Origin of the sequence: Rhodoferax sp. (genome assembly GCF_028715765.1) — a bacterium.
In the GTDB taxonomy this organism is placed as follows: Bacteria; Pseudomonadota; Gammaproteobacteria; order Burkholderiales; family Burkholderiaceae_C; genus Rhodoferax.
Map to the genome: position 1 here is coordinate 15,601 of NZ_JAQURE010000019.1, position 23,199 is coordinate 38,799.

The window sequence follows — 23,199 nt, forward strand, 5'->3', positions numbered from 1 at the left end:
TTCCCCATCCAAAGGCTGTGACTCAAACCTCTTGTTTGGTTAATTTTTTATAGCTACTCACGCTTATTCCGTAAGCGCTAGAGGCCAATTTCTTATATAAAAATGCAAGAAGATATTTTGATCAACTGGTCGCCGCAAGAGACGCGGGTGGCGGTGGTGGAAAACGGTGTGCTGCAAGAGCTGCATGTGGAGCGCGCGCTGGAGCGTGGGCTGGTGGGCAATGTGTATTTGGGCAAGGTGGCGCGGGTGCTGCCGGGCATGCAGTCAGCCTTCATTGACATTGGGCTGGAGCGTGCGGCGTTTTTGCATGTGGCTGATGTCTGGCACCCGCCGGCAGAGGGCGAAACCATTGCTACCGCGCGCCATCTGTCCAGCCAAACACCGATTGAAAAACAGGTGTTTGAAGGCCAGAGCCTGATGGTGCAGGTGATCAAAGACCCGATTGGCACCAAAGGTGCGCGGCTGTCCACCCAGATCAGCATGGCTGGGCGCATGCTGGTGTTTTTGCCGCAGGATGACCATATTGGCGTGTCGCAAAAAATCCCGCAGGCGCGCCGCGACGAGCTGCGCACCCACTTGCAAACCCTGGTGGGCGACGCTGGTGGCGGTTTTATTTTGCGCACCAATGGTGAAGACGCCACCGCGCAAGAGTTGGCTGACGATGTGGCTTACCTGCGCAAAGCCTGGCAGCGCATTCGCGACGCTGCCAGCACGCTGCCGCCCAAGTCGTTGCTGCACCAAGATTTGAGCCTGCTGCAGCGTGTGCTGCGTGACCTGTGTACCGAGCACACCCAGTTCATCAAGGTCGACTCGCAGGAGCAATGTGCCGTGATGCTGGCTTTTTGCCAAACCTTCATGCCTGCAACCGCGCAAAAACTGCAGCATTACAAGGGTGAGCGGCCTATTTTTGACCTGTTTGCGATTGACGAAGAAATCGCCAAAGCGCTGGGGCGGCGGGTGGAGTTGAAGTCTGGTGGGTATTTGATCGTGGATCAAACCGAGGCGCTGACCACGTTTGACGTCAACACTGGCGGGTTTGTGGGGGCGCGCAATTTTGACGACACCATTTTCAAAACCAACCTGGAGGCGGCTCAAGCCATTGCCCGGCAGCTGCGCCTGCGCAACCTGGGCGGCATCATCATTGTGGATTTCATCGACATGACGCCACCAGAGCACCAAGAGGCGGTGTTGACCGAGCTGCGCAAACAGCTCGCGCGTGACCATGTCAAAACCATGTGTGGCAGTTTTTCACAACTTGGGCTGGTGGAGATGACGCGCAAGCGCACACGCGAGTCGCTGGCGCACATGCTGTGCAAACCCTGCCCGCTGTGCCAAGGCAAAGGCATGGTGAAAACCCCGCGCAGCGTGGCCTACGACATCTTGCGTGAAATTTTGCGCGAGGCGCGCCAGTTCAACCCCAAAGAGTTCCGGGTGGTGGCATCGCCCAAGGTGATAGAGCTGCTGCTGGACGAAGAAAGCCAGCACCTGGCGGGCTTGAGCGAATTCATAGGCAAGCCGGTGTCGCTGCAAAGCGAGAGTGCCATGGGGCAGGAACAGTACGACATTGTGTTGCTTTAGAGGTGGATATGACTTGGTTTGAGACTGCCAACGCCTCGCCCATTCCCATCTTGGTCTACCACCAGATTGCTGCTGCGCCGCCCAAGGGGGCGCCGTTCAGAAGCCTGTATGTGTCGCCCGGCGCTTTTGCGCGCCAAATGCGCTGGCTCAAGCGGCTGGGTTACCAAGGCTTGAGCATGACCGCGCTGCTGCCCTATGTGCGCGGCGAGCAAGTGGGCAAGGTGGTGGGCATCACGTTTGACGATGGCTATGAGAACAATCTCATCCACGCCTTACCGGTGCTGCAGGGCCTGGGTTTTTCGTCGACCTGCTACTGTGTGAGCCAGCGTTTGGGGCAGACCAATGCGTGGGACGCAGCGCTGGGCGTGGCGCCAGCACGCTTGATGGACGCCGCCCAATTGCGCCAATGGGTGGCGGGTGGGCAAGAGGTGGGGGTGCACACACGCCACCATGTGAACCTGACACAGGTCTCGCCAGCGCTTGCCAAAGAAGAGATTGAACTCTCAAAAACAGAGCTGTCTATGCACGTCAACCAAGGGCTAGAGCACTTTTGTTATCCCTATGGCTGCTACCACTCAGCGCATGTGAACATGGTCAGGCAAGCTGGCTTTGCGTCGGCCACCACCACCCAAAGAGGCCGGGTGCACAGCGGTGCCGACCTGTGGCAATTGCCCCGGGTGCCAGTGCTGCGCGCCACCACCTTGGCCGTGTTTTGGCTCAAAGTTGCCACCCGCTACGAAGACAGGCGCAGCGCATGACCGCCCTCGCCGCTGATCAGGCACCCACTCCAAGACGACTGCGCATTGCGGTGCTGAACCGCCAGTTCTCAGGCACTGGCGGCGGTGCTGAGCGTTACTCGATTGCGCTGGTGGAGCAGCTGGCCGCGCAGCACGATATTCATGTGTTTGCCCAGCACATTGACCATGTCTGGCCAGGCGTGACTTACCACCAGGTGTCTGCGCCGCTGACACGGCCGCGTTGGCTGAACCAGCTGTGGTTTGCCACGGCCACGTGGTGGGCCACCCGCAAAGGCTTTGATGTGGTGCATTCGCACGAGAACACCTGGCACGGTCATGTGCAGACGGTGCATGTGCTGCCCATCAAGTACAACTTGCTGCAGGGTGTGCAGGGCGCACGGCTGGCACTGCGCTGGCTGAACATCATCACCAGCCCACGGCTGCTGGTGTATCTGGCACTGGAGCGCAGCCGGTTTGCAGTGCGCCAGCCACGCGCGCTGGTGCTGACCTCGCAAACGCTGGTGGCGCAAGTGCTGCAGACCTACCCGGCTTGCCAGGCGGCGCTGAGCGTGATCACGCCGGGTGTTGAGCGGGTGGTAGGGGCTGCCAGTGCGGCCGAGCAGGCAGCCGCGCGAGCCCGTTTGGGTTTGCCACTGGAGGGTTTCGGCATTTTGTTTGTGGGCAACGACTACCGCAAAAAGGGCTTGACCAGCTTGATTCAAGCGCTGGCGCAGTTGCCCCGCAGCTGTTTTGTGGCGGTGGTGGGCAACCCGGCGCAGACGGCGCACTTCAAGGTCCAGGCGCAATCTGCCGGGGTGGCGGCACAGGTGTTTTTTTTGGGGTCACTGGCCGATGTGGGCGTGGCTTACCAAGCTGCCGACTGTCTGGCGCACCCCACACTGGAAGACACTTTTGCCATGGTGGTGCTAGAGGCCATGGCGCACGGTTTGCCGGTGGTGGTGAGTGCTGCACGCTACTGCGGCATCGCCGCACTGCTGACCGATGAGGTCAATGCGTTGGTGCTGGCTGATCCGCAGAACGCATGGGCATTAAGTACCGCGTTGAGCCGTTTGCAGCAAGAGGGTGCGCTGCGTCAGCAGCTCAGCCAAGCCGCCCTGGCGTTTGCGCAAAACCACCAATGGTCAGCACTGGCGCAGCGGCAAGCCCAGATTTACGCTGATTTGGCTGACCACAGACAACCAGACACAGGCCGCAGCTGAAGCATCAGCCGGCTACGCCGTCGTGCAAGCCGAGCCGATACAGCCGGGCATACAGGCCGTTTTGTTGCAACAACGCGGCGTGGTTGCCCACTTCTGCAATGCGGCCGTGGTCAAGCACCACAATGCGGTCGGCGTGGTGCACGGTGGACAAGCGGTGTGCAATGACCAGCGTGGTGCGGTGGTTCATCAGCCGCTCCAGCGCCTCTTGCACACTGCGCTCAGACTCGGTGTCAAGCGCCGAGGTGGCTTCGTCCAAAATCAAAATCGGGGCGTCTTTGTAAAGGGCTCGGGCAATGGCCAGGCGCTGACGCTGCCCGCCTGAGAGTTGGGTGGCGTTGTGCCCCACCAGCGTGTCAAGCCCTTGCGGCAGAGCTTGCACAAAGTCTTGCAAGTTGGCCGAAGTCAAACATTGCAGCACGCGCGCTTTGTCCATGGGCAAGCCCAGTGCCACGTTGGCGGCGACACTGTCGTTGACCATCACCACCTGCTGGCTGACCAGCGAAAACTGCGCCCGCAGGGCGGGCAGCTGCCAGTCGCGCAGGTCATGGCCGTCCAGCAGCACCTGGCCTTGGGTCATGTCAACAAAGCGCGTGAGGACATTGACCAGCGTCGTTTTGCCCGAGCCCGAGGCGCCTACCAAGGCCACGGTTTCACCGGCTTCAATCTTGAAATTTTTAATGTTCAAAGCAGGCTCTGAGGCAGATGGATACTGCACCAATAGCTCTGAAAATAAGAGTGACCCAGTGGCTCTGGAAGTGCTGAACGAGCCACTGGACTCGTCTGGCGTGTGCTCGATCAAGGCCAGCGCCCGCTCCAGTGCCACCAAACCCCGGGTGATGGGGCTAGACACTTCAGAGAGTTGGCGCACCGGCGCAATGATCATCAGCATGGCGGTGACAAACGCCACAAAGCCACCCACCGAGGTGCCGCTGCTGGCGCTTTGCACCAGCGCCACCGAGATCACAGCCGAAAGCGCAATGGCCGCCAGCATTTGGGTCATGGGGGTCATGGCCGCCCCAGCCACGGTGGATTTCATGGCCAGATGCCGCAGGGATTCGCTCAAGCCATTGAAGCGGCGAGCCTGGCTGGCCTGGGCAGCGTAGAGCCGAATATCGCGGTGCGCCAACACGTTTTCTTCCACCACATAAGCCAGCTCGTCGGTGGCTTGCTGGGTGGCATGGGTGAGTTTGTGCACGCGCCGTGTCAGCACTTTCATGACCCAGGCCACTGCCGGAAAGATGGCTGCCACGATCAGCGTGAGCTTCCAGTTCAAGTAAAACAGGTAGGCAGTCAAAGCCAGCAGGGTCAAGCCGTTGCGGGTAAGGCTGAGCATGGCGTTGACCAGCATGGTGGCACCGTTTTGCACTTCATAGACCACGGTATTCGACAAAGCGCTGGAGCTTTGCTGTGAAAACAACCGCAATTCAGCTGCTAAAATTTTGCCAAACATGGCTTGGCGCATCAGCAGCAAGCCTTGGTGTGTGATGCGGGTCAGGCCAATTTGCGACAGGTAACCAGCCAGCCCGCGTACCCCGAACAACAGCAGCAACGCGGCCGACACTTCCCAGATTTCAAGCTCGCCACGCTGAAAGCCACGATCAAGCAGCGGTTTGAGCAAGGCCGGAATCATGGGCTCGGTGGCGGCACCGACCACGGCACTCAGCGCCACCATCAGCCAAGTGCCAGGCAAGGTGCCAAAGTAGGGGGCAAAGCGCCGAATGCGCTGGAGCAGCCCTTTGTCAGGGGGGCTGACCTGTGCCCTGGTGTCGTTTGAATCTGGCGTGCTCATGCCGGTAGACCGTTTGAATGGAGGGATAGGGAGCCTGCCAAAGGCGCTTCTGTACGCACCCCCAAGGCCAACAACAGACCCAAGGTGATGCAGAAAAAATCACCAATCAAGGCGTCATACAGCGAAGAATTAAATAAGCAACCCACCACCATCACGGCCACCACAGAGATCAACGCGCGCTGCAGGGGTGGGTCAAATCGCATGGCATCTCGCACCAGGGCTGCCACCCACAGCAGCAACAAAAGGCTGCCCGCCACTCCCAACTCCACGCCCCACAACAAAAATTCCTGGTGCGGGTTGCTGCTGAGTCCGTCGCCAAACACCAGGTTGGCGTTGGCACCTTCGATGCGTTTGACCGTCTGCGTCCAACTGCCCACACCGAAGCCGGTCAAGGGTTGCTCGGCCATGGCTTGCAGCGAGCGGCGCCAGGCGTTCAAGCGAAACCCAGACGAGGAAATGTTGTCGTTTTGGACACTGTAGTTTTGGCTCTCGGTGATGACTTGTGCCACCTTGCCCTGGAATTTGGCCGAGCTGGCATACATCAGCCCGAACATGACCACAGGGAAAACCATCAATGACACCACGCGCCATTGGCGTGGAATGTGCCACATCACCGCCAAGCTCAACACCACCAGCGAGGCCAGGTAGCCAGTTTTACCGACTTGCAAAAACAGGTTGTTGGCAAGGGCCAACACCGCCAGCGTGGCCAGCGTGACCGCGACCCAGGCCGCTTGCGGCCAATGCCGACGCATGTGCCAGCACACTGCGGCAGTGGCGGCAAACATCAGGGTTTGATCCAGGTAAGTGGAATAGACGACCGTTTTGTACTGAGGAATTAAGATGCTGGTGGCCCAAGGCACGCGGTAGCCGGTGGCCATGACCCATGAACTGAGAATGAAAAAGGCTTGGCTCAGACCAAACACCAGCAAGGCCAGGCGGGCTTCACGGGGGGTGCGAATCAACATCACCAGCATGGCAACTTCGAGCAGTTTGCTGTGCTTGACAAAAGCTGTGACGGCCATGTCCAGCGGGGCTTGCGTCCACAACAGGCTAACCGCAAAAGCGGCCAGAATGATGAAAATCAGACGCACCGACCAGAGCGTGTGAAGCGCATCCTGCGCCCTTTTTTGCCGAAAAGTGACAAAAAAATAAACCAGGCACCCCACAAATAGCAGCAGCTTGCCCAAGCTGATCCAGGCCATGGGCAGGCTGACTGATGCGGTGACCAAGCCAACAATAAACAGTCTCAGGCTGAGACCAAAGCGGGTGAGCGAATGGGGCATTTTTTTGAAAAATAGCAGCGCCTGACTTTACCGCATGGTCAAGAGTGAGCCGCTGACGCCATGAGGCTCAACTATGATCATCTGCCTGACTTCATTGAGACCCTGACCATGCGTTTGTCTGCCATCCTGATCACCCACAACGAGCAAGCCCACATCGTGGACTGCCTTAAGGCGCTGGATTTTGCGGATGAAATCATTGTGGTGGACGCTGCCAGCACCGACCAAACGGCTGCGCTGGCGCGCCAGTTGGGCGCACAGGTGCATGTCACCCCAGACTGGCCGGGTTTTGGGGCACAAAAAAACCGTGCGCTGGCGCTGGCCAAGGGCGATTGGGTGCTGTCTGTGGACGCTGATGAGCGCGTGCCGCCCGCACTGCGCGACGAGATTTTGGCCGTGGTGGCGCAAAACCAGGGGGCGCAGGTGTACCGGTTTCCACGGCGTTCGAGTTACTGCGGCCAATTCATGCAGCATTCGGGTTGGTCACCCGATTGGGTGGTGCGCTTGTTCAAGCGCGGCAGTGCCCAATTTTCAAATGATGTGGTGCATGAAAAATTGTGTGTGCAAGGTGCCGTAGGAGATTTGAAAACACCGTTGGTGCACTTGAGCTTTCCAGACTTTGAATCGGTGCTGGACAAAGCCAACCGCTACTCCAGCGCAGGCGCTGTGGCACTGCGTGCGAAGGGTAAATCTGCCACGTTGTGGGGCGCCCTAGGGCATGGTGCATGGGCATTTTTCAGGACTTATGTATTGCGGCGAGGTTTTTTGGATGGGCAGCTCGGGCTGGCGCTGGCCATCTCGAATGCAGAAGGCACTTACTACCGCTATGCCAAACGCTGGCTGATGACGCGCCACGAAATTGGGCAGTGACATGGCTGTGACCACCTGCTTTGTGATCTTGACTTACAACCGGGTCGATGCCTTGGTTCAGGTGTTGCGAGCCTTGGCGCCGCAGTGCACAGCACAGCATGAAATTGTGATTGCAGACGATGGCTCTAGTGCAGCTCATGTGGCGGCGCTGCGTGCGCAACTGCCCAAATTCAGCTGTGCGGTCAGCCATGTGTGGCATCCAGATACTGGCTTTACCGCCTCACAAGCCAGAAACTTGGGCGCCATGGCCAGCCAGGCCGAGTACCTGGTGTTTTTGGATGGCGACTGTGTGCCCAATGCGCACTTTGTCAAGGCCCATGAGGCGCTGGCCGAAGCTGGCTATTTTGTCAATGGCAACCGGGTGTTGCTCAGTGAGCGTTTGACCCAACAGGTGGTCACGGGTGAGGTCGATTTGCTGGCAGCGAGCGCTTGGGATGGCTTGCGTTGGCGCTTTCAAGGGGATACAAATAAGCTGGCGCATTGGGTGTATTGGCCGCAAGCGCCTGGGCGATGTGAGTCGCAATTTCGCTGGAAGCAGATTCGCAGTTGTAACTTTGCGCTGTGGCGAAGTGACTTTATGGCGGTCAACGGTTTTGACGAGTCGTTTGAGGGCTGGGGCCATGAAGATGCTGACCTGGTGTTGAGGCTGCATCACCTTGGCTTGTCTAGAAAAAACGGTTTTTTCAGCACCGAGGTTTTTCACTTGTGGCACCCACAAAACAGCCGCTATGCCGAAAGTGTGAACTACCAGCGGGTGATAGATCGCAGTCACACCAGCATCGTCGAGGCCAGCCGTGGTATCCGCGATAATTTGAGCTCAGAAGGTGTGGTTGTCACTGCCTTGAACTGAGCAACAGGCCTGTAGGCACATGAATTTCAAGATGAGTTATTTCGTTAAATTTTGCATGGTTTGCACCTTGGCCTTGATGGCGCTGTCAAGTCATGCGCAATTCAAAATTGACGTCTCAGGTGTGGGGTTGACCCAATTGCCGGTGACTGTGGCTGCCTTCAAAGGGCAAGAGGCATTGAGTCAGAAGATTTCAGAGATTGTTTTGGCCGATTTGCAGCGCAGCGGCCAGTTTCGCGCCATTGATATCGCTTTGGGGGTGATGGACGAAGCCACCAAACCTGAATTGTCTGCATTGCGCCAGGCCGGTGCCGATGCATTGGCTACCGGCAGTGTGACCAAGCTGGCTGATGGCCGCTTTGATGTGCGTTTTCGGCTCTGGGATGTGGTCAAAGGGCTAGATCAGGGTGGCCAGGGTTTTGTGGTGGCTGCGCTGGATTTGCGCATGGCTGCGCACCGAGTGGCTGACTACATCTACGAAAAGTTAACCGGCGACAAAGGTGTGTTTTCAACCCGCATTGCTTATGTGACCAAGGTGGGGACGCGTTTTCAGTTATGGGTGGCTGATGCGGATGGCGAAAACGCACAGTCTGCTTTGGCCAGCCCAGAGCCCATCATCTCACCAGCGTGGTCGCCCGATGGCAATCAATTGGCTTATGTGTCGTTTGAGTCGCGCAAGCCGGTCATTTATGTGCACAACGTGAGTACAGGCAAGCGCAAATTGATCGCCAACTTTAAGGGTTCCAACAGTGCGCCCGCGTGGTCGCCAGATGGCAAAACTTTGGCGGTGACTTTGAGCCGTGACGGCGGCTCACAACTTTTTTTGCTGAGTGCTGCAGGGGGTGAACCGCGCCGATTGATTCAATCCAGCAGCATTGACACCGAACCAGCTTTTTCACCTGATGGACAAAGCATTTACTTTGTAAGCGATCGGGGTGGCGCACCCCAAATTTACAAAGTAGCGGCCACGGGTGGCAATGTGGAGCGCATCACCTTCACGGGAACCTATAACATTTCTCCCGCCGTCAGCGCCGACGGCCGGTGGCTGGCTTATATTTCGCGCGTCAGTGGTGTTTTTAAATTGCATGTGATGTCGTTGACTGATGGGACAGCAACTGCCCTGACCGATACAGCCGCGGATGAAAGCCCGAGTTTTTCGCCCAACAGCAAATTGCTGGTGTATGCGACCCAGCAGCAGGGGCGAGAAGCGCTGATGACCAGCACGCTCGACGGCCGCGTCAAAGCGCGTTTGAATGGACAAGGTGGTGACATTCGTGAGCCACACTGGGGACCTTTTTTTAAACCTTGATTTTTTGGAGTAACTCAATGATGAACGTGAAAAGTGTTTTGGTTTCAGTGTGCGCAGCTGTGTTGTTGTCTGCCTGTGGCACGTCAGTGCCGTTGAATGATGTGCCTGTGGCTGATGCCACTTCTAAAACGGTTCAGCCCTCTGATGCCAAAGGTTCAGGCGTAGCGGGCAGCGGCGTAGCCCCTGTGGATTTGGGTAAATCATCCATGCCTACCAATGCCTCTTCTGAATCACGTTTGGTGTATTTTGATTACGACAGTTATGTCATCAAACCAGAGTTTCAGTCTGTGATTGCGAACAACGCACGTTTGGCCAAGGCTCAGCCATCGCGCAAACTGGCCATTGATGGCCACACCGACGAGCAAGGCGGCCGTGAATACAACTTGGCTTTGGGACAAAAACGTGCAGATGCAGTGCGCAATGCCTTGGCTATTTTGGGTGTACCGCAAAGCCAGATGGAATCCGTGAGTTTTGGTAAAGAAAAACCAGCCGTATCTGGCTCCGACGAAGCGGCATTTGCGAAGAATCGCCGTACCGAAATTCGCTATCAATGAGTGAGCACTGATCCATGCAATTGAAGCTTAGAGCCGTTGTTTTTTTGCTGGGGTGTGCTTGGGTGGCAAATGCTGCTCAAGCTGCTTTGTTTGAAGATGATGAAGCACGCAAGGCGATTCTTGACCTTCGTCAGCGCGTGGAAGCCATGCGCCAGGATACGGATCAGTCACTCAAATCGACTCAGGAAGAAAAAGATGCGCTGGGTCGAGGGCTGTTGGATTTGCAACGTCAAATGGAGCAGTTGAAGACCAGCGTGGCGGCGCTTCGGGGTGAGAATGAAAAGCTCTTGCGTGATTTGTCTGACCTGCAACGCAGTCAAAAAGACCAGGCCCAAGTGCTGAATGAACGTTTGGCTCAGTTTGAGCCAGTCAAAGTGCAAGTTGATGGCATTGAGTTTTTGGCTGATCCGGCAGAAAAGCGAGACTTTGAGAATGCGCTGGCTGTGTTCAAAAAAGGTGACTTTGTCAACGCACAAAATGCATTGGTTGGCTTTGTTGGACGGTATCCGCTGAGTCAATATGTGCCATCCGCCTTGTTTTGGCTGGGTAACGCACAGTACGCAAGCCGAGATTACAAAGAAGCCATCATCAACTTTCGTGCTTTGATCAGCCGCAATCCAGATCACTTGCGTACGCCAGAGGCGGTGCTTTCAGTGGCTAACTGCCAGTTGGAACTGAAGGACAGCAAGGGCGCGCGAAAAACGTTGACCGATTTAATCAAGGCCTACCCTCAGTCTGAGGCAGCTTTGGCCGCCAAAGAGCGCTTGACTTCACTGAAATGACTGATCGTCGTTTTGGGGGTATCGAGCGCTTGTATGGCGTAGCGGCTGCTCAGCACATCTTCAATGCGCATGTGGCTGTGGTGGGCATAGGAGGGGTCGGTTCATGGGTTGCAGAAGCCTTGGCCAGAAGTGGTGTCGGGCAATTGACCTTGATCGACTTTGATCAAGTGTCAGAGTCCAACATCAACCGCCAAATTCACGCCACACAACATACGCTGGGTATGGCCAAAGTGGATGCCATGCGCGAGCGTATCCATTCATTTTTTCCTGATTGCCAAGTCAATTGTGTGGAGGTTTTTGCCGATCCAGACAATTGGCCAGCGGTATTGCCACAATCTGCGAATGCGGTGGTGGATGCCTGTGACCAAGTGACTGCCAAAGTTGCCATGGCTGGGTGGGCCATTCGCTCTGACGTCCATTTTGTTTTGGTGGGTGCTGCTGGCGGTAAGCGTTTGGCTCAGCATGTTTGCGTTGAAGATTTAAGCCAAGTGACGCATGATCCGCTGCTCGCGAAGGTTCGCTACCAATTACGCAAAGTACACAATGCCCCCCGAGAGGGTAGAAGAATGGGCATCACGAGTGTGTTTAGCCGCGAGGCTGTGGCACCACCAGATGCATCCTGTGGCGTAAGCGGTGATGGCACGCTGAACTGTCATGGTTATGGTTCTTTGGTCACTGTCACTGCGACTTTTGGTCAATGCGCTGCCGGGGTTATTTTGAATAAATTAGCTGGCGTGCCTAAGAGTTAGGCTGAATTTGTTTATAATTTAAGGCTCTTCTTTAAGAGATTAAAGAAAGGGATGTTAGCTCAGCTGGTAGAGCAGCGGACTTTTAATCCGTTTGTCGTGGGTTCGATCCCCGCACATCCCACCACTTTCAAAAGCCTAGTCGTTTCGACTAGGCTTTTTTGTTTACAGACTCAGTAAACCTTTGTAGGCCATGTAAGCGGCCAGTACATACAACACGCTGGCAAAGACTCGTTTGAGTTTTTTTACAGGTAATCGGTGTGCAGCTTTAGCGCCAAAAGGTGCGGTCGTGACGCTGCAGGCAGCAATGATCAACAACCCAGGCAGCCAGATATAACCCAAAGCATAAGGTGGGAGTTCCGTAAGGTGCGCCCCACTCCATGCATAGCCCAAGGCGTTGGACAGTGCAATGGGGAAACCCAAGGCGGCCGAGGTGGCAACCGCGTTATGTATGGCGACGTTGCACCAGGTCATGAAAGGCACGCTGACAAAGCCACCGCCTGCGCCAACCAAGCCAGATAAGAAGCCAATGCCACTGCCAGCACCCAGCAATCCAAAAGTGCCAGGTAGTTGTCTGTTGGCCGCTGGCTTTTTATCCAAGAACATCTGTGTGGCTGAGAAGGCCACAAAAACCGCAAAAAGGATGGCAAGTGTTGACCCTTTCAGCATAGAAAAAATACCGAGGCTGGCTAGGGCCGCCCCCAGAACAATGCCTGGCGCAAGCGCTTTCACAATGTCCCAACGAACCGCACCACGCTGGTGGTGAGCCCGCACACTGGAGAGAGATGTGAATACGATGGTGGCCATAGAGGTGGCAATGGCCATTTTGACGGCGAGCTCAGGACTCACGTTTCTGGCCGACAAAATCGCCGTAACGAAAGGCACCATGACCATGCCGCCACCTATGCCCAAGAGACCGGCTAAAAAACCTGCAGCCAATCCTAGCAGCGCCAATTCAATGATCAATGAAATGTCAAATGGCATAAAGTGGTATCAAGGGTGTCTGCAGCGTAACCTGACCGGCATCCTGAACCGGGGTTCAGGTGGGCGAGGTCAGTGGTTGTTTTGGGTTCATCTAACGCGAGACGATCACGCCAACATCACGATGTTCCAAGCCCTGGCTCAATGAGCATTGGTTCAAGGAAATATAAAGCCAAGCTAACGCTGCAGACAATAAGATTGTAGGACGAACCTGGAGGTGAATGGCGAGCCATGTGACTTGGTATGCAAATCATGAGTTGCGCACCTGTTGGCTTGAATCAGCGCGCAATCTGGATGTAAATTTCGTTGGCTTTGATCATGCCAAGCTCCATTCGAGCCTTCTCCTCAATCATGCTCAAGCCACCTTTAAGGTCATTTATTTCAGTCAGAAGCCGTTTGTTGTCAGCTTTGATTTGCTCATTTTTTAGAAGTTGCGTGTTCAACTTCGAGCGCAATTCAGCAACATTGCTGACGCTGCCGCGACCCAACCACAGTTGACCGTGAAGAATCACGAGCAAAGCGACCAGGGTCACAGGCACAGCGAAACGACTCACGGCATTGATCAACGCAGGTTGTAAAACGCAGAACGACCTGGGTAGGTGGCAATATCACCCAAATCTTCTTCAATACGAAGCAATTGGTTGTATTTGGCCATGCGGTCAGAGCGGCTTAAAGAACCGGTCTTGATTTGCCCGGCATTGGTACCCACGGCAATGTCAGCAATGGTTGAATCTTCAGTTTCACCAGAGCGGTGGCTGATGACGGCGGTGTAGCCGGCTTTTTTAGCCATTTCAATCGCCGCAAAAGTTTCAGTCAACGTGCCGATTTGGTTGATTTTGATCAGAATCGAGTTGGCAATGCCTTTGTCGATGCCTTCCTTGAAGATTTTGGTGTTGGTCACAAACAGGTCGTCACCGACGATCTGAACGTTTTTGCCCAATCGATCGGTCAAGATTTTCCAACCATCCCAATCGCCTTCGGCCATGCCATCTTCAATGCTGATGATGGGGTATTTGTCAACCCAGGTGGCCAGCATGTCAGTCCACTGTTGGGCATCAAGCACCATGCCTTCACCCGCCAGGTGGTATTTGCCGTCTTTGTAAAACTCACTGGCGGCGCAATCTAACCCAATGGCGATGTGTTCACCCGCAACGAAACCAGCCTTGTCGATGGCTTGCAAAATGAGTTGAATGGCGGCCTCATGGTTTTCAACGCTGGGGGTAAAGCCGCCTTCGTCGCCCACCGCTGTGCTCATACCACGTTCGTCAATGATCTTCTTGAGTGCATGGAAAGTTTCGGCACCGTAGCGCAGGGCTTCGCGAAAGCTGGGGGCGCCCACCGGGATGATCATGAACTCTTGCAAGTCCAGGCTGTTGTTGGCATGGGCGCCGCCGTTGATGACATTCATCATGGGCACGGGCAACTGCATGCCACCCATGCCGCCAAAGTAGCGGTACAGCGGCAGTCCAGACTCTTCAGCAGCGGCGCGCGCCACTGCCATGGACACCGCCAACATGGCGTTGGCACCCAGACGGCTCTTGTTTTCAGTGCCATCAAGGTCAATCAAGGTTTTGTCCAGAAAAGCTTGTTCTGACGCATCCAGGCCAAGCACAGCTTCACTGATTTCGGTGTTGATGTGTTCTACGGCCTTGAGCACACCTTTGCCAAGATAACGGCTTTTATCTCCATCACGCAGTTCAATGGCTTCACGGCTGCCCGTGGATGCACCAGAAGGTACAGCAGCACGACCCATGGTGCCACTTTCCAGAAGCACGTCACATTCCACCGTGGGATTGCCACGGGAGTCGAGGATTTCACGTCCGACGATGTCTACGATTGCACTCATTGAATTCTTTCAGTTAAACAAGTTGATAAAGTGAAAACAAAACTCAGACAGTAAAACTGTCTTCCAGAAAAGCCGACCGTTTGGTGACCTGATCCAGCGCCATCAAGGTTTCCAGCAACGCTTTCATGTGTTTCAAAGGTACGGCATTGGGGCCGTCACTCAGTGCCTCATTGGGGTTGGGATGCGTCTCCATAAACAACCCAGCCACACCCACAGCCACGGCTGCGCGTGCCAGCACTGGCACCATTTCACGTTGCCCACCACTGCTGGTGTCTTGACCGCCAGGCAATTGAACTGAATGCGTGGCATCAAACACCACTGGCGCACCGGTTTCGCGCATGATGGCCAGCGAGCGCATGTCGCTCACCAAGTTGTTGTAGCCAAAGCTGGCACCGCGTTCGCAGGCCATGAAGTTGTCCACATTCAGGCCTTTTTCACGGGCGGCAGCACGGGCTTTGTCAATCACGTTTTTCATGTCGCCAGGCGCCAAAAACTGCCCTTTCTTGATATTGACAGGCTTACCAGACTGAGCCACTGCACGAATGAAATCGGTTTGTCGGCATAAAAAGGCTGGCGTTTGCAGCACATCCACCACCGCTGCGACTTGTGCAATTTGGTCTTCAGAGTGGATGTCCGTCAAGATCGGCAAACCCAACTCGCGTTTGACTTTGCTCAAAATCTCCAAGCCTTTTTCAATGCCTGGGCCACGAAAGGTGCTGCCGCTGGAGCGATTGGCTTTGTCGAAACTGCTTTTAAAAATGAATGGGATTCCCAAACTCTGGGTGATCTCTTTCAATGTTCCTGCGGTGTCCATCTGCAATTGCTCGGACTCAATCACGCACGGTCCAGCAATCAAAAAAAACGGGTGCTGTAGCCCAATTTCAAACCCGCAAAGCTTCATCAGGCCACCGCCTTCAGTGGTGTTGCAGACTTTTGATGGTCTAGCGCAGCACGAACGAACGCATTGAACAAGGGGTGCCCCGCCCAAGGGGTTGATTTGAATTCAGGGTGGAATTGAACGCCGACAAACCAAGGGTGAACCTCTTGGGGCAATTCAACAATTTCAGTCAAATGCTCGCGTTGCGTCAAGGCAGAAATGATCAAGCCCGCATTGCGCAGCGTGTCCAGAAAATTCACATTTGCCTCATACCTATGACGATGGCGCTCGGTGACCACATCGCCATAAATTTTGTGTGCCAACGTGCCTGGGGTGACATCTGAACTTTGTGCGCCCAAGCGCATGGTGCCACCCAGGTCAGACGCTTCATTGCGGGTTTTGATGGTGCCGTCTTGATCTTTCCACTCGGTAATCAAAGCGATGACAGGGTTGGGCGTGCCCAAATCAAACTCGGTGCTGTTGGCATTTTTAAGCCCAGCCACATGGCGGGCAAATTCAATTGTGGCCACTTGCATGCCCAGGCAAATGCCCAAGTAGGGCACTTTATTTTCGCGCGCAAATTGCGCTGCGCAAATCTTGCCTTCTACACCGCGAATGCCAAACCCGCCAGGCACCAGCACCGCATCAAATTTGGCCAGTTGAGCCACGTTGTCCGGGGTGATGGTTTCCGAATCGATGTAGTTGATCTTGACGCGCACATGGTTCTTCATGCCAGCGTGGCGCAAAGCTTCATTCAGCGATTTGTAGCTGTCACTCAACTCTACGTACTTACCTACCATGACGATGTTGACATCGCCCTGCGGATGGGCTGTTTCATACACCAGGTCGTCCCAGCGTTTCAGGTTAGCGGGAGGTGTATTCAGGCGCAGCTTGTCACAAATCAGGCCATCCAGACCTTGCTCGTGAAGCATGCGCGGCACTTTGTAGATGGTGTCTACATCCCACATCGAAATCACGCCCCAGGCAGGCACGTTAGAAAAGAGCGAAATTTTTTGTCGCTCTTCATCAGGAATGGGGCGGTCTGCACGACACAACAGCGCATCAGCCTGAATGCCGATTTCGCGAAGTTGTTTGGCGGTGTGTTGTGTCGGCTTGGTTTTGAGTTCACCCGCCGCAGCGATCCAGGGCACATAACTCAGGTGCACAAAAGCGCTGTTGTTGGGCCCGAGTTGCAAGCTGAGTTGGCGAACGGCCTCAAGGAACGGCAGCGATTCGATGTCACCCACGGTACCGCCAATTTCAACAATCGCCACATCCACTGCGTCAGCCGTGCCGAACCCGGCGCCACGCTTGATAAAGTCTTGAATCTCGTTGGTGACATGGGGTATCACCTGCACGGTCTTGCCCAAATAGTCGCCGCGACGCTCTTTTTCCAGCACACTTTTGTAAATTTGGCCGGTAGTGAAGTTGTTGGCCTTCTTCATGCGCGTTTCAATAAAGCGCTCGTAGTGGCCTAAATCGAGGTCTGTTTCCGCGCCATCATCCGTCACAAACACTTCGCCGTGTTGAAAGGGTGACATGGTGCCCGGGTCAACGTTCAAGTAAGGATCAAGCTTGATTAACGTGACTTTCAGGCCGCGCGATTCAAGAATCGCAGCAAGTGAGGCAGAGGCGATTCCCTTGCCCAGGGAAGACACCACACCGCCGGTGACGAAGACAAATTTGGTCATGTCAGAGAGAGCTTTAAACTCGGGGAGCTGGTAAAAAGCGATTATAAGGTTGCGCTTTCGGCTGCAGATAGCTCTCTGTTACATTGCGTTGCATGAAAGATTTAGCCGGAAAACACATCGTTTTGGGTCTCAGTGGCGGGGTTGCTTGCTACAAATCTGCGGAGCTTTGCCGCTTATTCGTCAAGGCAGGTGCCAGTGTTCAGGTGGTGATGAGCGCAGCCGCAGAGCAGTTCATCACACCGGTCACCATGCAGGCGCTGAGCCAGCATGCCGTGTATGGCTCGCAATGGGATGCGCGCGTGCCCAACAACATGGCACATATTCAACTTACCCGTCAAGCCGATCTGTGTGTGATTGCGCCAGCAAGTGCCGACCTGATCGCCAAATTGGCACATGGGATGGCGGATGATTTACTCAGTTTGATGTGTTTGGCGCGGCCAATCGACCGCGTGCCCTTGATGCTTGCACCCGCCATGAACAAAGAAATGTGGCAACACCCAGCCACACAAAGAAATCTGAAACAAGTGGCACTGGATGGCGCGCAAGTGCTGGGAGTTGGGTGTGGTGAACAGGCCTGTGGCGAATCTGGTGATGGCCGCATGCTTGAGCCTGCTGAAACTTTGGACGAAGTGATTGCCATGTTTGTGCCCAAGGTATTGAAAGGGCAGCATGTATTGGTGACCGCCGGCCCAACCTTTGAAGCCATTGACCCGGTACGTGGCATCACCAATTTATCCAGTGGCAAGATGGGATTTGCCATTGCCAGAGCCGCCACCGAAGCCGGAGCCACCGTCACATTGGTGGCAGGGCCGGTAAGCTTGCCAACGCCGCGGGGAGTTCATCGGGTGGATGTGAAATCTGCATTAAATATGCTTGATGCGGTTGAAAATAAAGCGTCAATAGCTAATGTATTTATAGCAACTGCAGCGGTTGCAGATTGGCGCCCTGTGAACGCGTCAGATCGAAAAATCAAAAAAGATGGCGCGGGTCAGCCGCCTGCGCTGGCCTTTGTGGAAAACCCAGACATTCTGGCCCGCCTGGCGCAGTCACCCCGCGGCTTGTCTCAAGAGCTGTATTGCGTGGGTTTTGCGGCAGAAAGCCATGATTTATTGGTCAATGCGCAAGCCAAAAGGCTGCGCAAAGGCGTGCCGCTGTTGATAGGCAACATTGGGCCTGACACATTTGGACAAGATGACAACGCCCTTTTACTGGTGGATGAAACTGGCGCACGCGAACTTTCACGTGATACCAAGCTTTCTCTTGCTAGAAAATTAATAGCTGATATCGCAATAAGAATAAGCGCTGGAGCACAAAAATGATGAAAATCGATGTGAAGGTCATTGACAACCGCATGGCCAACCAGTTGCCTCACTACGCCACGCCTGGCAGTGCGGGTCTGGATTTGCGTGCTTGTCTGGATGCACCGTTGACGCTGCAGGCGAATGCTTGGCAGTTGGTCCCCACTGGCATTGCCATCTATTTGCAAGACCCCAATTTTGCAGCCATGATCTTGCCGCGTTCAGGTTTGGGTCACAAACATGGCATCGTGCTGGGGAATTTGGTGGGGCTCATTGACAGCGATTACCAGGGTCAGCTGATGGTCAGTGCCTGGAACCGCAGTGACGTGCCGTTCACCATTGAACCCATGGAGCGCATTGCCCAACTGGTGATCGTGCCAGTCGTTCAGGCACAGTTCAATGTGGTGACAGACTTTGTGGCCAGTGCGCGTGGCGAAGGTGGCTACGGTTCTACCGGCAAAGCCTGAGTTTTGACTCAAACAGGTTCAATCAACTGCCTATTGAAGCAACTGACTGCCAGGCGCGATTTGAAGCGGCGAAACCTTAAAAAACCCTGTGCCTGCGCTGCGGCAAGCCAGTTCAGCTTCAGTAGCAGCACGAACTGCGCGAATTTGCAGGGTTAAGTTGAGTGCAATGCCTGCCAGTGGGTGGTTGCCGTCCAGCACCACATGCTCTGGGTAAATGTCAGTCACCGTGTAGAGCACATCCTGCGGCATGTGTGGGCTGCAGCCCGCAGGCAAGGCCACCCCTTCAATCGTCATGCCCTCTTCTAGTGCGGAGGGAAAAACGTCTCTTGATTCAAGAAAGATGAGCTGGTCATTGAATTCGCCGAATCCTTGCTCAGGTTCAATGCGCACATTGACCGTGTCACCCACGGTTTTCCCGATCAAAGCAGTTTCAATGACCTCAAACAGATCATCGCCACCGACCAAAAACTCAACAGGCTCATCGAGTACATCCAAAACCTCACCCAAAGTATCTTTGAGCGACCAAGTCAACGCCACAACGCCATCATTTGCAATATTCATGAACGAATTGTCGCAGAGCGATCGCCATGCTTGCGCCATCCCATGAGGTGTTGACGTTGAAAAGAGTGTGGCAAATGTCAGACAAGAGTAAGCCCAAGTCACCCAAAAAGGTGCGTCAGACACTCAGTGCACCGTCGTTAATCAACAAATATGAGGGTTTACACTATAATCGGCTGTTAAGTAAATCAACGTAAAGTTGTTTACTTGATCTTTGTGGCAACACAAAAGCAATTTCCGGAAATTGTCAATTTTTACACTGGGTATTTTCAAATGAACAAATCTCTCGTTCTGATCGCTGTTATCGCTGCTGCTGCCTTGTCTGCTTGTGGCAAAAAAGAAGAAGCTGCTCCTGCCCCCGCACCAGCCCCAGTCGCTGCACCCGCACCTGCTGCCTCTGAAGCGCCTGCAGCTGCACCTGTGGCTGCTGCATCTGAAGCTGCTGCACCTGCTGCTGCCGCTTCTGAAGCCGCCGCACCTGCTGCTGCTGCCTCTAAATAATCAGTTTTTGACTGATTCCAAAAAGCCACCTTCGGGTGGCTTTTTTTCTGGGGCATTTCATTTCAAGAGGTCAGCCCCACCCGTGCACGAGCACACATGGGAAAATCCAAAAAATATGCATCCAAAAGCCCTTCTCGACGCCTGCGCTGAACTGGTCAGACTCACGCTCAAATTTGACCACCCTGCCGATGCCATCGTGTCGCATTTTTTCAGAGATCACCGGGGCTTTGGCCCACGTGAACGTGCCACCATGGCGGAAACGGTTTACACCGTGTTGCGCAAAAAACTGTTGTTTGATCACTTTGCGCCCTCAGGCAGTGGCCCGAAAGAGCGGCGGTTGGCCATTTTGGGGTTTTATGGTCCGGGCGACTTCTTACGCAGTGCATTGACAGATCAAGAAATCAAATGGCTTGACCAATGCCAAAGCATCAAAAGTGAAGACCTGATGGATCGGCACCGCCACAACCTGCCTGAGTGGCTGGTAGATCCGCTCAAAGCGCAACTTGGCGCAGAGTTTTGGCCGCTGGTGGAAAGCTTCAATCAGGGCGCAGGGTTGGACTTGCGTGTCAACACCTTCAAAGCCAAACTGTCCGACGTTCAAAATGAGCTTGCTCGACTGGGTATCAAAGCGGCGCCCACCCCTTTCTCGCCTTGGGGTTTGCGCATTGCCGGAAAACCAGCGCTGAACAAGCATGAGAGTTTCAAACGTGGCGATTTTGAAGTGCAAGACGAAGGCTCCCAACTCTTGGCCATGTTGCTCGATGCCAAACGTGGCGAAATGGTGGTGGATTTTTGTGCTGGCGCCGGCGGCAAAACACTGGCCATCGGTGCGGCCATGCGCAGCACTGGGCGCTTGTACGCGTTTGACACTTCAGCCGGACGACTTGATGCTTTCAAGTCGCGCTTGGCACGCAGCGGTTTGTCTAATGTGCATCCAGCAGCCATTGCACACGAGCGAGATGAACGGGTGAAACGCCTGAGCGGCAAAATTGACCGCGTGCTGGTCGATGCACCCTGTACCGGTTTAGGCACATTGCGCCGAAACCCAGACTTGAAATGGCGGCAAACGCAAGCAGCGGTGGAAGAAATGGCCGTCAAGCAAACGGCTATTTTGCAAAGTGCAGCTCGTTTGGTGAAGTCGGGCGGGCGCTTGGTTTATGCCACCTGCAGTATCTTGCCGCAAGAAAATGAAGCCATTGCCCAAGCCTTTTCTGCGGCCAACCCAGAATTCAGTCCCCTTGATGCTGGCGAAGTGTTGTCAGGGTTAAAAGTTGCTCAAGCCCACACGTTGTGCAGTGGCGGTGATAATGGTCAGCGGTTTTTGCGACTGTGGCCACATCGGCATCAGACCGATGGATTTTTTGCAGCGGTTTGGCAAAAGAAATAAAACTTATTTGAGAGAGACATTGACGTATGAACACATGGTTGGATTGGGCTGCGCATGGGTTTTGGCAATTGACGCTCTGGCAACTGGTGCTGTTCACGCTGGGCGTGACGCACATCACCATGCTGAGTGTGACCATATTTTTGCACCGCCATCAAGCGCATCGGGCGCTTGACCTGCATCCCGCCGCAGCGCATTTTTTTCGCTTTTGGTTGTGGTTGACGACTGGGCAGGTGACCAAAGAATGGGCGTCCATTCACCGCAAGCACCATGCCAAATGCGAGCAACCGGAAGACCCACACAGCCCGCTGGTCTATGGCATCAAAACAGTGCTATTGCAGGGCTATGAGCTGTATCGAAAAGAGGCGAAAAACCCCGAAACCTTGACACGTTATGGCCATGGCACCCCCAACGACTGGCTCGAACAGCAGGTGTACAGCCGGTATTCATTTGCTGGCATTGTGCTGATGCTACTGCTCGACCTGGCGCTGTTTGGCGTGGTGGGCTTGACCGTGTGGGCGGTGCAAATGGCCTGGACGCCGGTGATGGCGGCAGGCATCATCAACGGTGGTGCGCACTACTGGGGGTATCGCAATTTTGAGTCGGCTGATGCCAGCACCAACATCTCACCTTGGGGCGTGTTGATTGCGGGTGAAGAACTGCACAACAACCACCACACCTATCCCACCTCTGCCAAGTTGTCTGTCAAACCCTATGAGTTTGACATCGGCTGGGTATACATCAGCTTGCTGCAGCGCTTGGGCTTGGCACAGGTCAAAAAAACACCGCCGCGTCTGGCTTTTGGTGCTGTTCGCCCAACGGCAGACGAGCAAACGCTGGAGGCCTTGATACAAAACCGTTATGAGTTGATGGCCAGTTATGCGCGCGGCATGCGTGTCGCGTTCAATGAGGAAGTGGTGGCTTTGAAAATGCGTTGTGCAGATGCAGCGGCCATCAAGGCCGGGCGCAGTTGGTTGCATCGTGATGTTGAAAAAGTGCCTGCCGTTTTGGCCACCAAATTGGCCACAGTTCGAGCAGCCTCGCCTGTACTTGACAAGATGGTACTGATGCGTGAAGAACTGCGCCAGCTGTGGCTGAACCGTTCACACACCCGCGAGCAGTTGGCTGCTGATTTACAAGCTTGGTGCGTGCGTGCCGAGGCCAGCGGCATTGCGGCGCTGCAAGAATTCTCCATGCAGTTGCGTGCTGTGCGTGCCTGATTTGAATGATGTTTTAGGCCTCTAGCGCTTATCCAGTAAGCATAGGCTGCTCTACAAAAGATAACAAAAAGCCCGCATCAAGCGGGCTTTTTTGCAAGAGAACACTGAATTACTTCAGTTTCATTTCTTTGTAATCCACGTGCTTGCGAGCTTTTGGATCAAACTTTTTGATCAACATTTTCTCGGGAGTGGTTTTTTTGTTTTTGCTGGTGGTGTAGAAGTGGCCAGTGCCAGCTGTCGATTCCAGCTTGATTTTTTCGCGTCCGCCTTTGGTTGCCATGGTGTTCTTTCTAGTCTGGTGGATGAATTAGGCTTGACCACGAGCGCGCAAGTCTGCGAGCACAGCATCAATACCATTTTTGTCGATCAAACGCAGACCGGCATTGGAGATGCGCAAACGCACCCAGCGGTTTTCTGATTCAACCCAGAAACGGCGGTATTGCAGGTTGGGCAGAAACCGACGCTTGTTTTTGTTGTTGGCGTGAGAAACTGTGTTTCCCACCATGGGCTTTTTGCCCGTTACTTCGCAGACGCGTGCCATGTGGACACTCCGATACTAAAACGGTGCTGATTGACATCAGACACCTCACCTCGCCAAGAAAAGGGTGGCGGTAACCCTGATTTTGCCAACTTAACCTTCACAGATTACAGCAAAGCCCAAAAT

24 protein-coding genes and 1 tRNA gene are annotated in these 23,199 nt (G+C 54.7%); 15 read left to right on the forward strand and 10 right to left on the reverse strand.

Features of this window, described 5'->3' with window-relative positions; translation table 11 throughout:
• The first annotated feature begins 102 nt into the window (after positions 1–102).
• The 3 genes from rng to PHT20_RS08450 are packed head-to-tail and all read left to right on the forward strand — an operon-like array spanning position 103 to position 3,535.
• Entirely contained in the window at positions 103–1,578 is a 1,476-nt protein-coding gene (gene rng / locus PHT20_RS08440; RefSeq protein ID WP_301020160.1) for a ribonuclease G, read from the forward strand.
• Positions 1,579–1,586: 8 nt separating this feature from the next.
• Positions 1,587–2,336, forward strand: coding sequence for a polysaccharide deacetylase family protein (locus PHT20_RS08445; protein ID WP_301020161.1), 750 nt, complete (start codon positions 1,587–1,589; stop codon positions 2,334–2,336).
• Positions 2,333–3,535, forward strand: a complete 1,203-nt coding sequence (locus tag PHT20_RS08450; RefSeq protein WP_301020162.1) for a glycosyltransferase family 4 protein — start codon at positions 2,333–2,335, stop codon at positions 3,533–3,535. Before PHT20_RS08445 ends, PHT20_RS08450 begins: the two co-directional genes overlap by 4 nt.
• A 4-nt stretch (positions 3,536–3,539) precedes the next feature.
• Here PHT20_RS08450 and msbA read toward each other — a convergent pair whose 3' ends face one another.
• Together msbA and PHT20_RS08460 are read right to left on the reverse strand one after the other, a co-directional pair.
• On the reverse strand, positions 3,540–5,324 hold the full coding sequence (gene msbA / locus PHT20_RS08455) for a lipid A export permease/ATP-binding protein MsbA (RefSeq protein WP_301020163.1): 1,785 nt from the start codon (positions 5,322–5,324) through the stop codon (positions 3,540–3,542).
• On the reverse strand, positions 5,321–6,607 hold the full coding sequence (locus PHT20_RS08460; RefSeq protein WP_301020164.1) for an O-antigen ligase family protein: 1,287 nt from the start codon (positions 6,605–6,607) through the stop codon (positions 5,321–5,323). The genes msbA and PHT20_RS08460 overlap by 4 nt, the downstream gene beginning before the upstream one ends.
• 60 nt (positions 6,608–6,667) lie before the next feature.
• Between PHT20_RS08460 and PHT20_RS08465 the strand changes: the two genes are divergently transcribed.
• The 7 genes from PHT20_RS08465 (at position 6,668) to PHT20_RS08495 (ending at position 11,839) form a co-directional block, all read left to right on the forward strand.
• Complete coding sequence (locus PHT20_RS08465; protein ID WP_301020165.1) at positions 6,668–7,474, forward strand: glycosyltransferase family 2 protein; 807 nt, start codon at positions 6,668–6,670, stop codon at positions 7,472–7,474.
• Between the two features lies 1 nt (position 7,475).
• A complete protein-coding gene (locus PHT20_RS08470) occupies positions 7,476–8,324 on the forward strand; it encodes a glycosyltransferase family 2 protein (protein ID WP_301020166.1) in 849 nt (282 codons plus the stop codon).
• Between the two features lie 55 nt (positions 8,325–8,379).
• Positions 8,380–9,630, forward strand: coding sequence for a Tol-Pal system beta propeller repeat protein TolB (tolB, locus tag PHT20_RS08475; RefSeq protein ID WP_301020167.1), 1,251 nt, complete (start codon positions 8,380–8,382; stop codon positions 9,628–9,630).
• A 17-nt stretch (positions 9,631–9,647) separates the two neighbouring features.
• Complete coding sequence (gene pal, locus PHT20_RS08480) at positions 9,648–10,184, forward strand: peptidoglycan-associated lipoprotein Pal (RefSeq protein ID WP_301020168.1); 537 nt, start codon at positions 9,648–9,650, stop codon at positions 10,182–10,184.
• Between the two features lie 14 nt (positions 10,185–10,198).
• The gene (gene ybgF / locus PHT20_RS08485; RefSeq protein ID WP_301020169.1) at positions 10,199–10,966 is read left to right on the forward strand and encodes a tol-pal system protein YbgF; all 768 of its coding nucleotides are present in this window, start codon (positions 10,199–10,201) and stop codon (positions 10,964–10,966) included.
• Positions 10,963–11,715, forward strand: coding sequence for a tRNA threonylcarbamoyladenosine dehydratase (locus PHT20_RS08490; RefSeq protein WP_301020170.1), 753 nt, complete (start codon positions 10,963–10,965; stop codon positions 11,713–11,715). Before ybgF ends, PHT20_RS08490 begins: the two co-directional genes overlap by 4 nt.
• Positions 11,716–11,763: 48 nt before the next feature.
• Positions 11,764–11,839: transfer RNA gene (locus PHT20_RS08495), tRNA-Lys, on the forward strand.
• Between the two features lie 38 nt (positions 11,840–11,877).
• Here the strand turns inward: PHT20_RS08495 and PHT20_RS08500 are convergent.
• The 5 genes from PHT20_RS08500 to PHT20_RS08520 form a co-directional block, all read right to left on the reverse strand.
• Positions 11,878–12,696 carry a sulfite exporter TauE/SafE family protein gene (locus PHT20_RS08500; protein ID WP_301020171.1) on the reverse strand — a complete coding sequence of 273 codons (819 nt, stop codon included), beginning with the start codon at positions 12,694–12,696 and terminating at the stop codon, positions 11,878–11,880.
• Positions 12,697–12,971: 275 nt separating this feature from the next.
• Positions 12,972–13,247, reverse strand: coding sequence for a septum formation initiator family protein (locus tag PHT20_RS08505; RefSeq protein WP_301020172.1), 276 nt, complete (start codon positions 13,245–13,247; stop codon positions 12,972–12,974).
• 8 nt (positions 13,248–13,255) lie between these two features.
• Positions 13,256–14,539: a phosphopyruvate hydratase gene (eno, locus tag PHT20_RS08510; RefSeq protein ID WP_301020173.1), complete on the reverse strand. Its 1,284-nt coding sequence runs from the start codon at positions 14,537–14,539 to the stop codon at positions 13,256–13,258.
• Positions 14,540–14,582: 43 nt separating this feature from the next.
• Positions 14,583–15,440: a 3-deoxy-8-phosphooctulonate synthase gene (gene kdsA / locus PHT20_RS08515; protein ID WP_301020174.1), complete on the reverse strand. Its 858-nt coding sequence runs from the start codon at positions 15,438–15,440 to the stop codon at positions 14,583–14,585.
• Positions 15,440–17,107: a CTP synthase gene (locus tag PHT20_RS08520; RefSeq protein ID WP_301020175.1), complete on the reverse strand. Its 1,668-nt coding sequence runs from the start codon at positions 17,105–17,107 to the stop codon at positions 15,440–15,442. Before PHT20_RS08520 ends, kdsA begins: the two co-directional genes overlap by 1 nt.
• A 92-nt stretch (positions 17,108–17,199) precedes the next feature.
• On the opposite strand from PHT20_RS08520, the gene coaBC reads away from it, so the two are divergent.
• Positions 17,200–18,426: a bifunctional phosphopantothenoylcysteine decarboxylase/phosphopantothenate--cysteine ligase CoaBC gene (coaBC, locus tag PHT20_RS08525; RefSeq protein WP_301020176.1), complete on the forward strand. Its 1,227-nt coding sequence runs from the start codon at positions 17,200–17,202 to the stop codon at positions 18,424–18,426.
• The gene (dut, locus tag PHT20_RS08530) at positions 18,426–18,872 is read left to right on the forward strand and encodes a dUTP diphosphatase (RefSeq protein WP_301020198.1); all 447 of its coding nucleotides are present in this window, start codon (positions 18,426–18,428) and stop codon (positions 18,870–18,872) included. The genes coaBC and dut overlap by 1 nt, the downstream gene beginning before the upstream one ends.
• 30 nt (positions 18,873–18,902) lie before the next feature.
• On the opposite strand, the gene PHT20_RS08535 is transcribed toward dut, so the two are convergent.
• Complete coding sequence (locus PHT20_RS08535) at positions 18,903–19,433, reverse strand: FKBP-type peptidyl-prolyl cis-trans isomerase (RefSeq protein WP_301020177.1); 531 nt, start codon at positions 19,431–19,433, stop codon at positions 18,903–18,905.
• A 270-nt stretch (positions 19,434–19,703) separates the two neighbouring features.
• Between PHT20_RS08535 and PHT20_RS08540 the strand changes: the two genes are divergently transcribed.
• From PHT20_RS08540 to PHT20_RS08550, 3 genes are all read left to right on the forward strand, one after another.
• Positions 19,704–19,931, forward strand: coding sequence for a hypothetical protein (locus tag PHT20_RS08540; RefSeq protein ID WP_300084648.1), 228 nt, complete (start codon positions 19,704–19,706; stop codon positions 19,929–19,931).
• 115 nt (positions 19,932–20,046) lie between these two features.
• Positions 20,047–21,318, forward strand: coding sequence for an RsmB/NOP family class I SAM-dependent RNA methyltransferase (locus PHT20_RS08545; RefSeq protein ID WP_301020178.1), 1,272 nt, complete (start codon positions 20,047–20,049; stop codon positions 21,316–21,318).
• A gap of 26 nt (positions 21,319–21,344) precedes the next feature.
• Positions 21,345–22,535, forward strand: coding sequence for a fatty acid desaturase (locus tag PHT20_RS08550; protein WP_301020179.1), 1,191 nt, complete (start codon positions 21,345–21,347; stop codon positions 22,533–22,535).
• 109 nt (positions 22,536–22,644) lie between these two features.
• Here the strand turns inward: PHT20_RS08550 and rpmG are convergent, their stop codons facing one another.
• Together rpmG and rpmB are read right to left on the reverse strand one after the other, a co-directional pair.
• The gene (gene rpmG / locus PHT20_RS08555; protein ID WP_223911267.1) at positions 22,645–22,815 is read right to left on the reverse strand and encodes a 50S ribosomal protein L33; all 171 of its coding nucleotides are present in this window, start codon (positions 22,813–22,815) and stop codon (positions 22,645–22,647) included.
• A 27-nt stretch (positions 22,816–22,842) separates the two neighbouring features.
• Positions 22,843–23,076, reverse strand: a complete 234-nt coding sequence (gene rpmB / locus PHT20_RS08560) for a 50S ribosomal protein L28 (RefSeq protein WP_300084645.1) — start codon at positions 23,074–23,076, stop codon at positions 22,843–22,845.
• Positions 23,077–23,199: the final 123 nt, after the last annotated feature.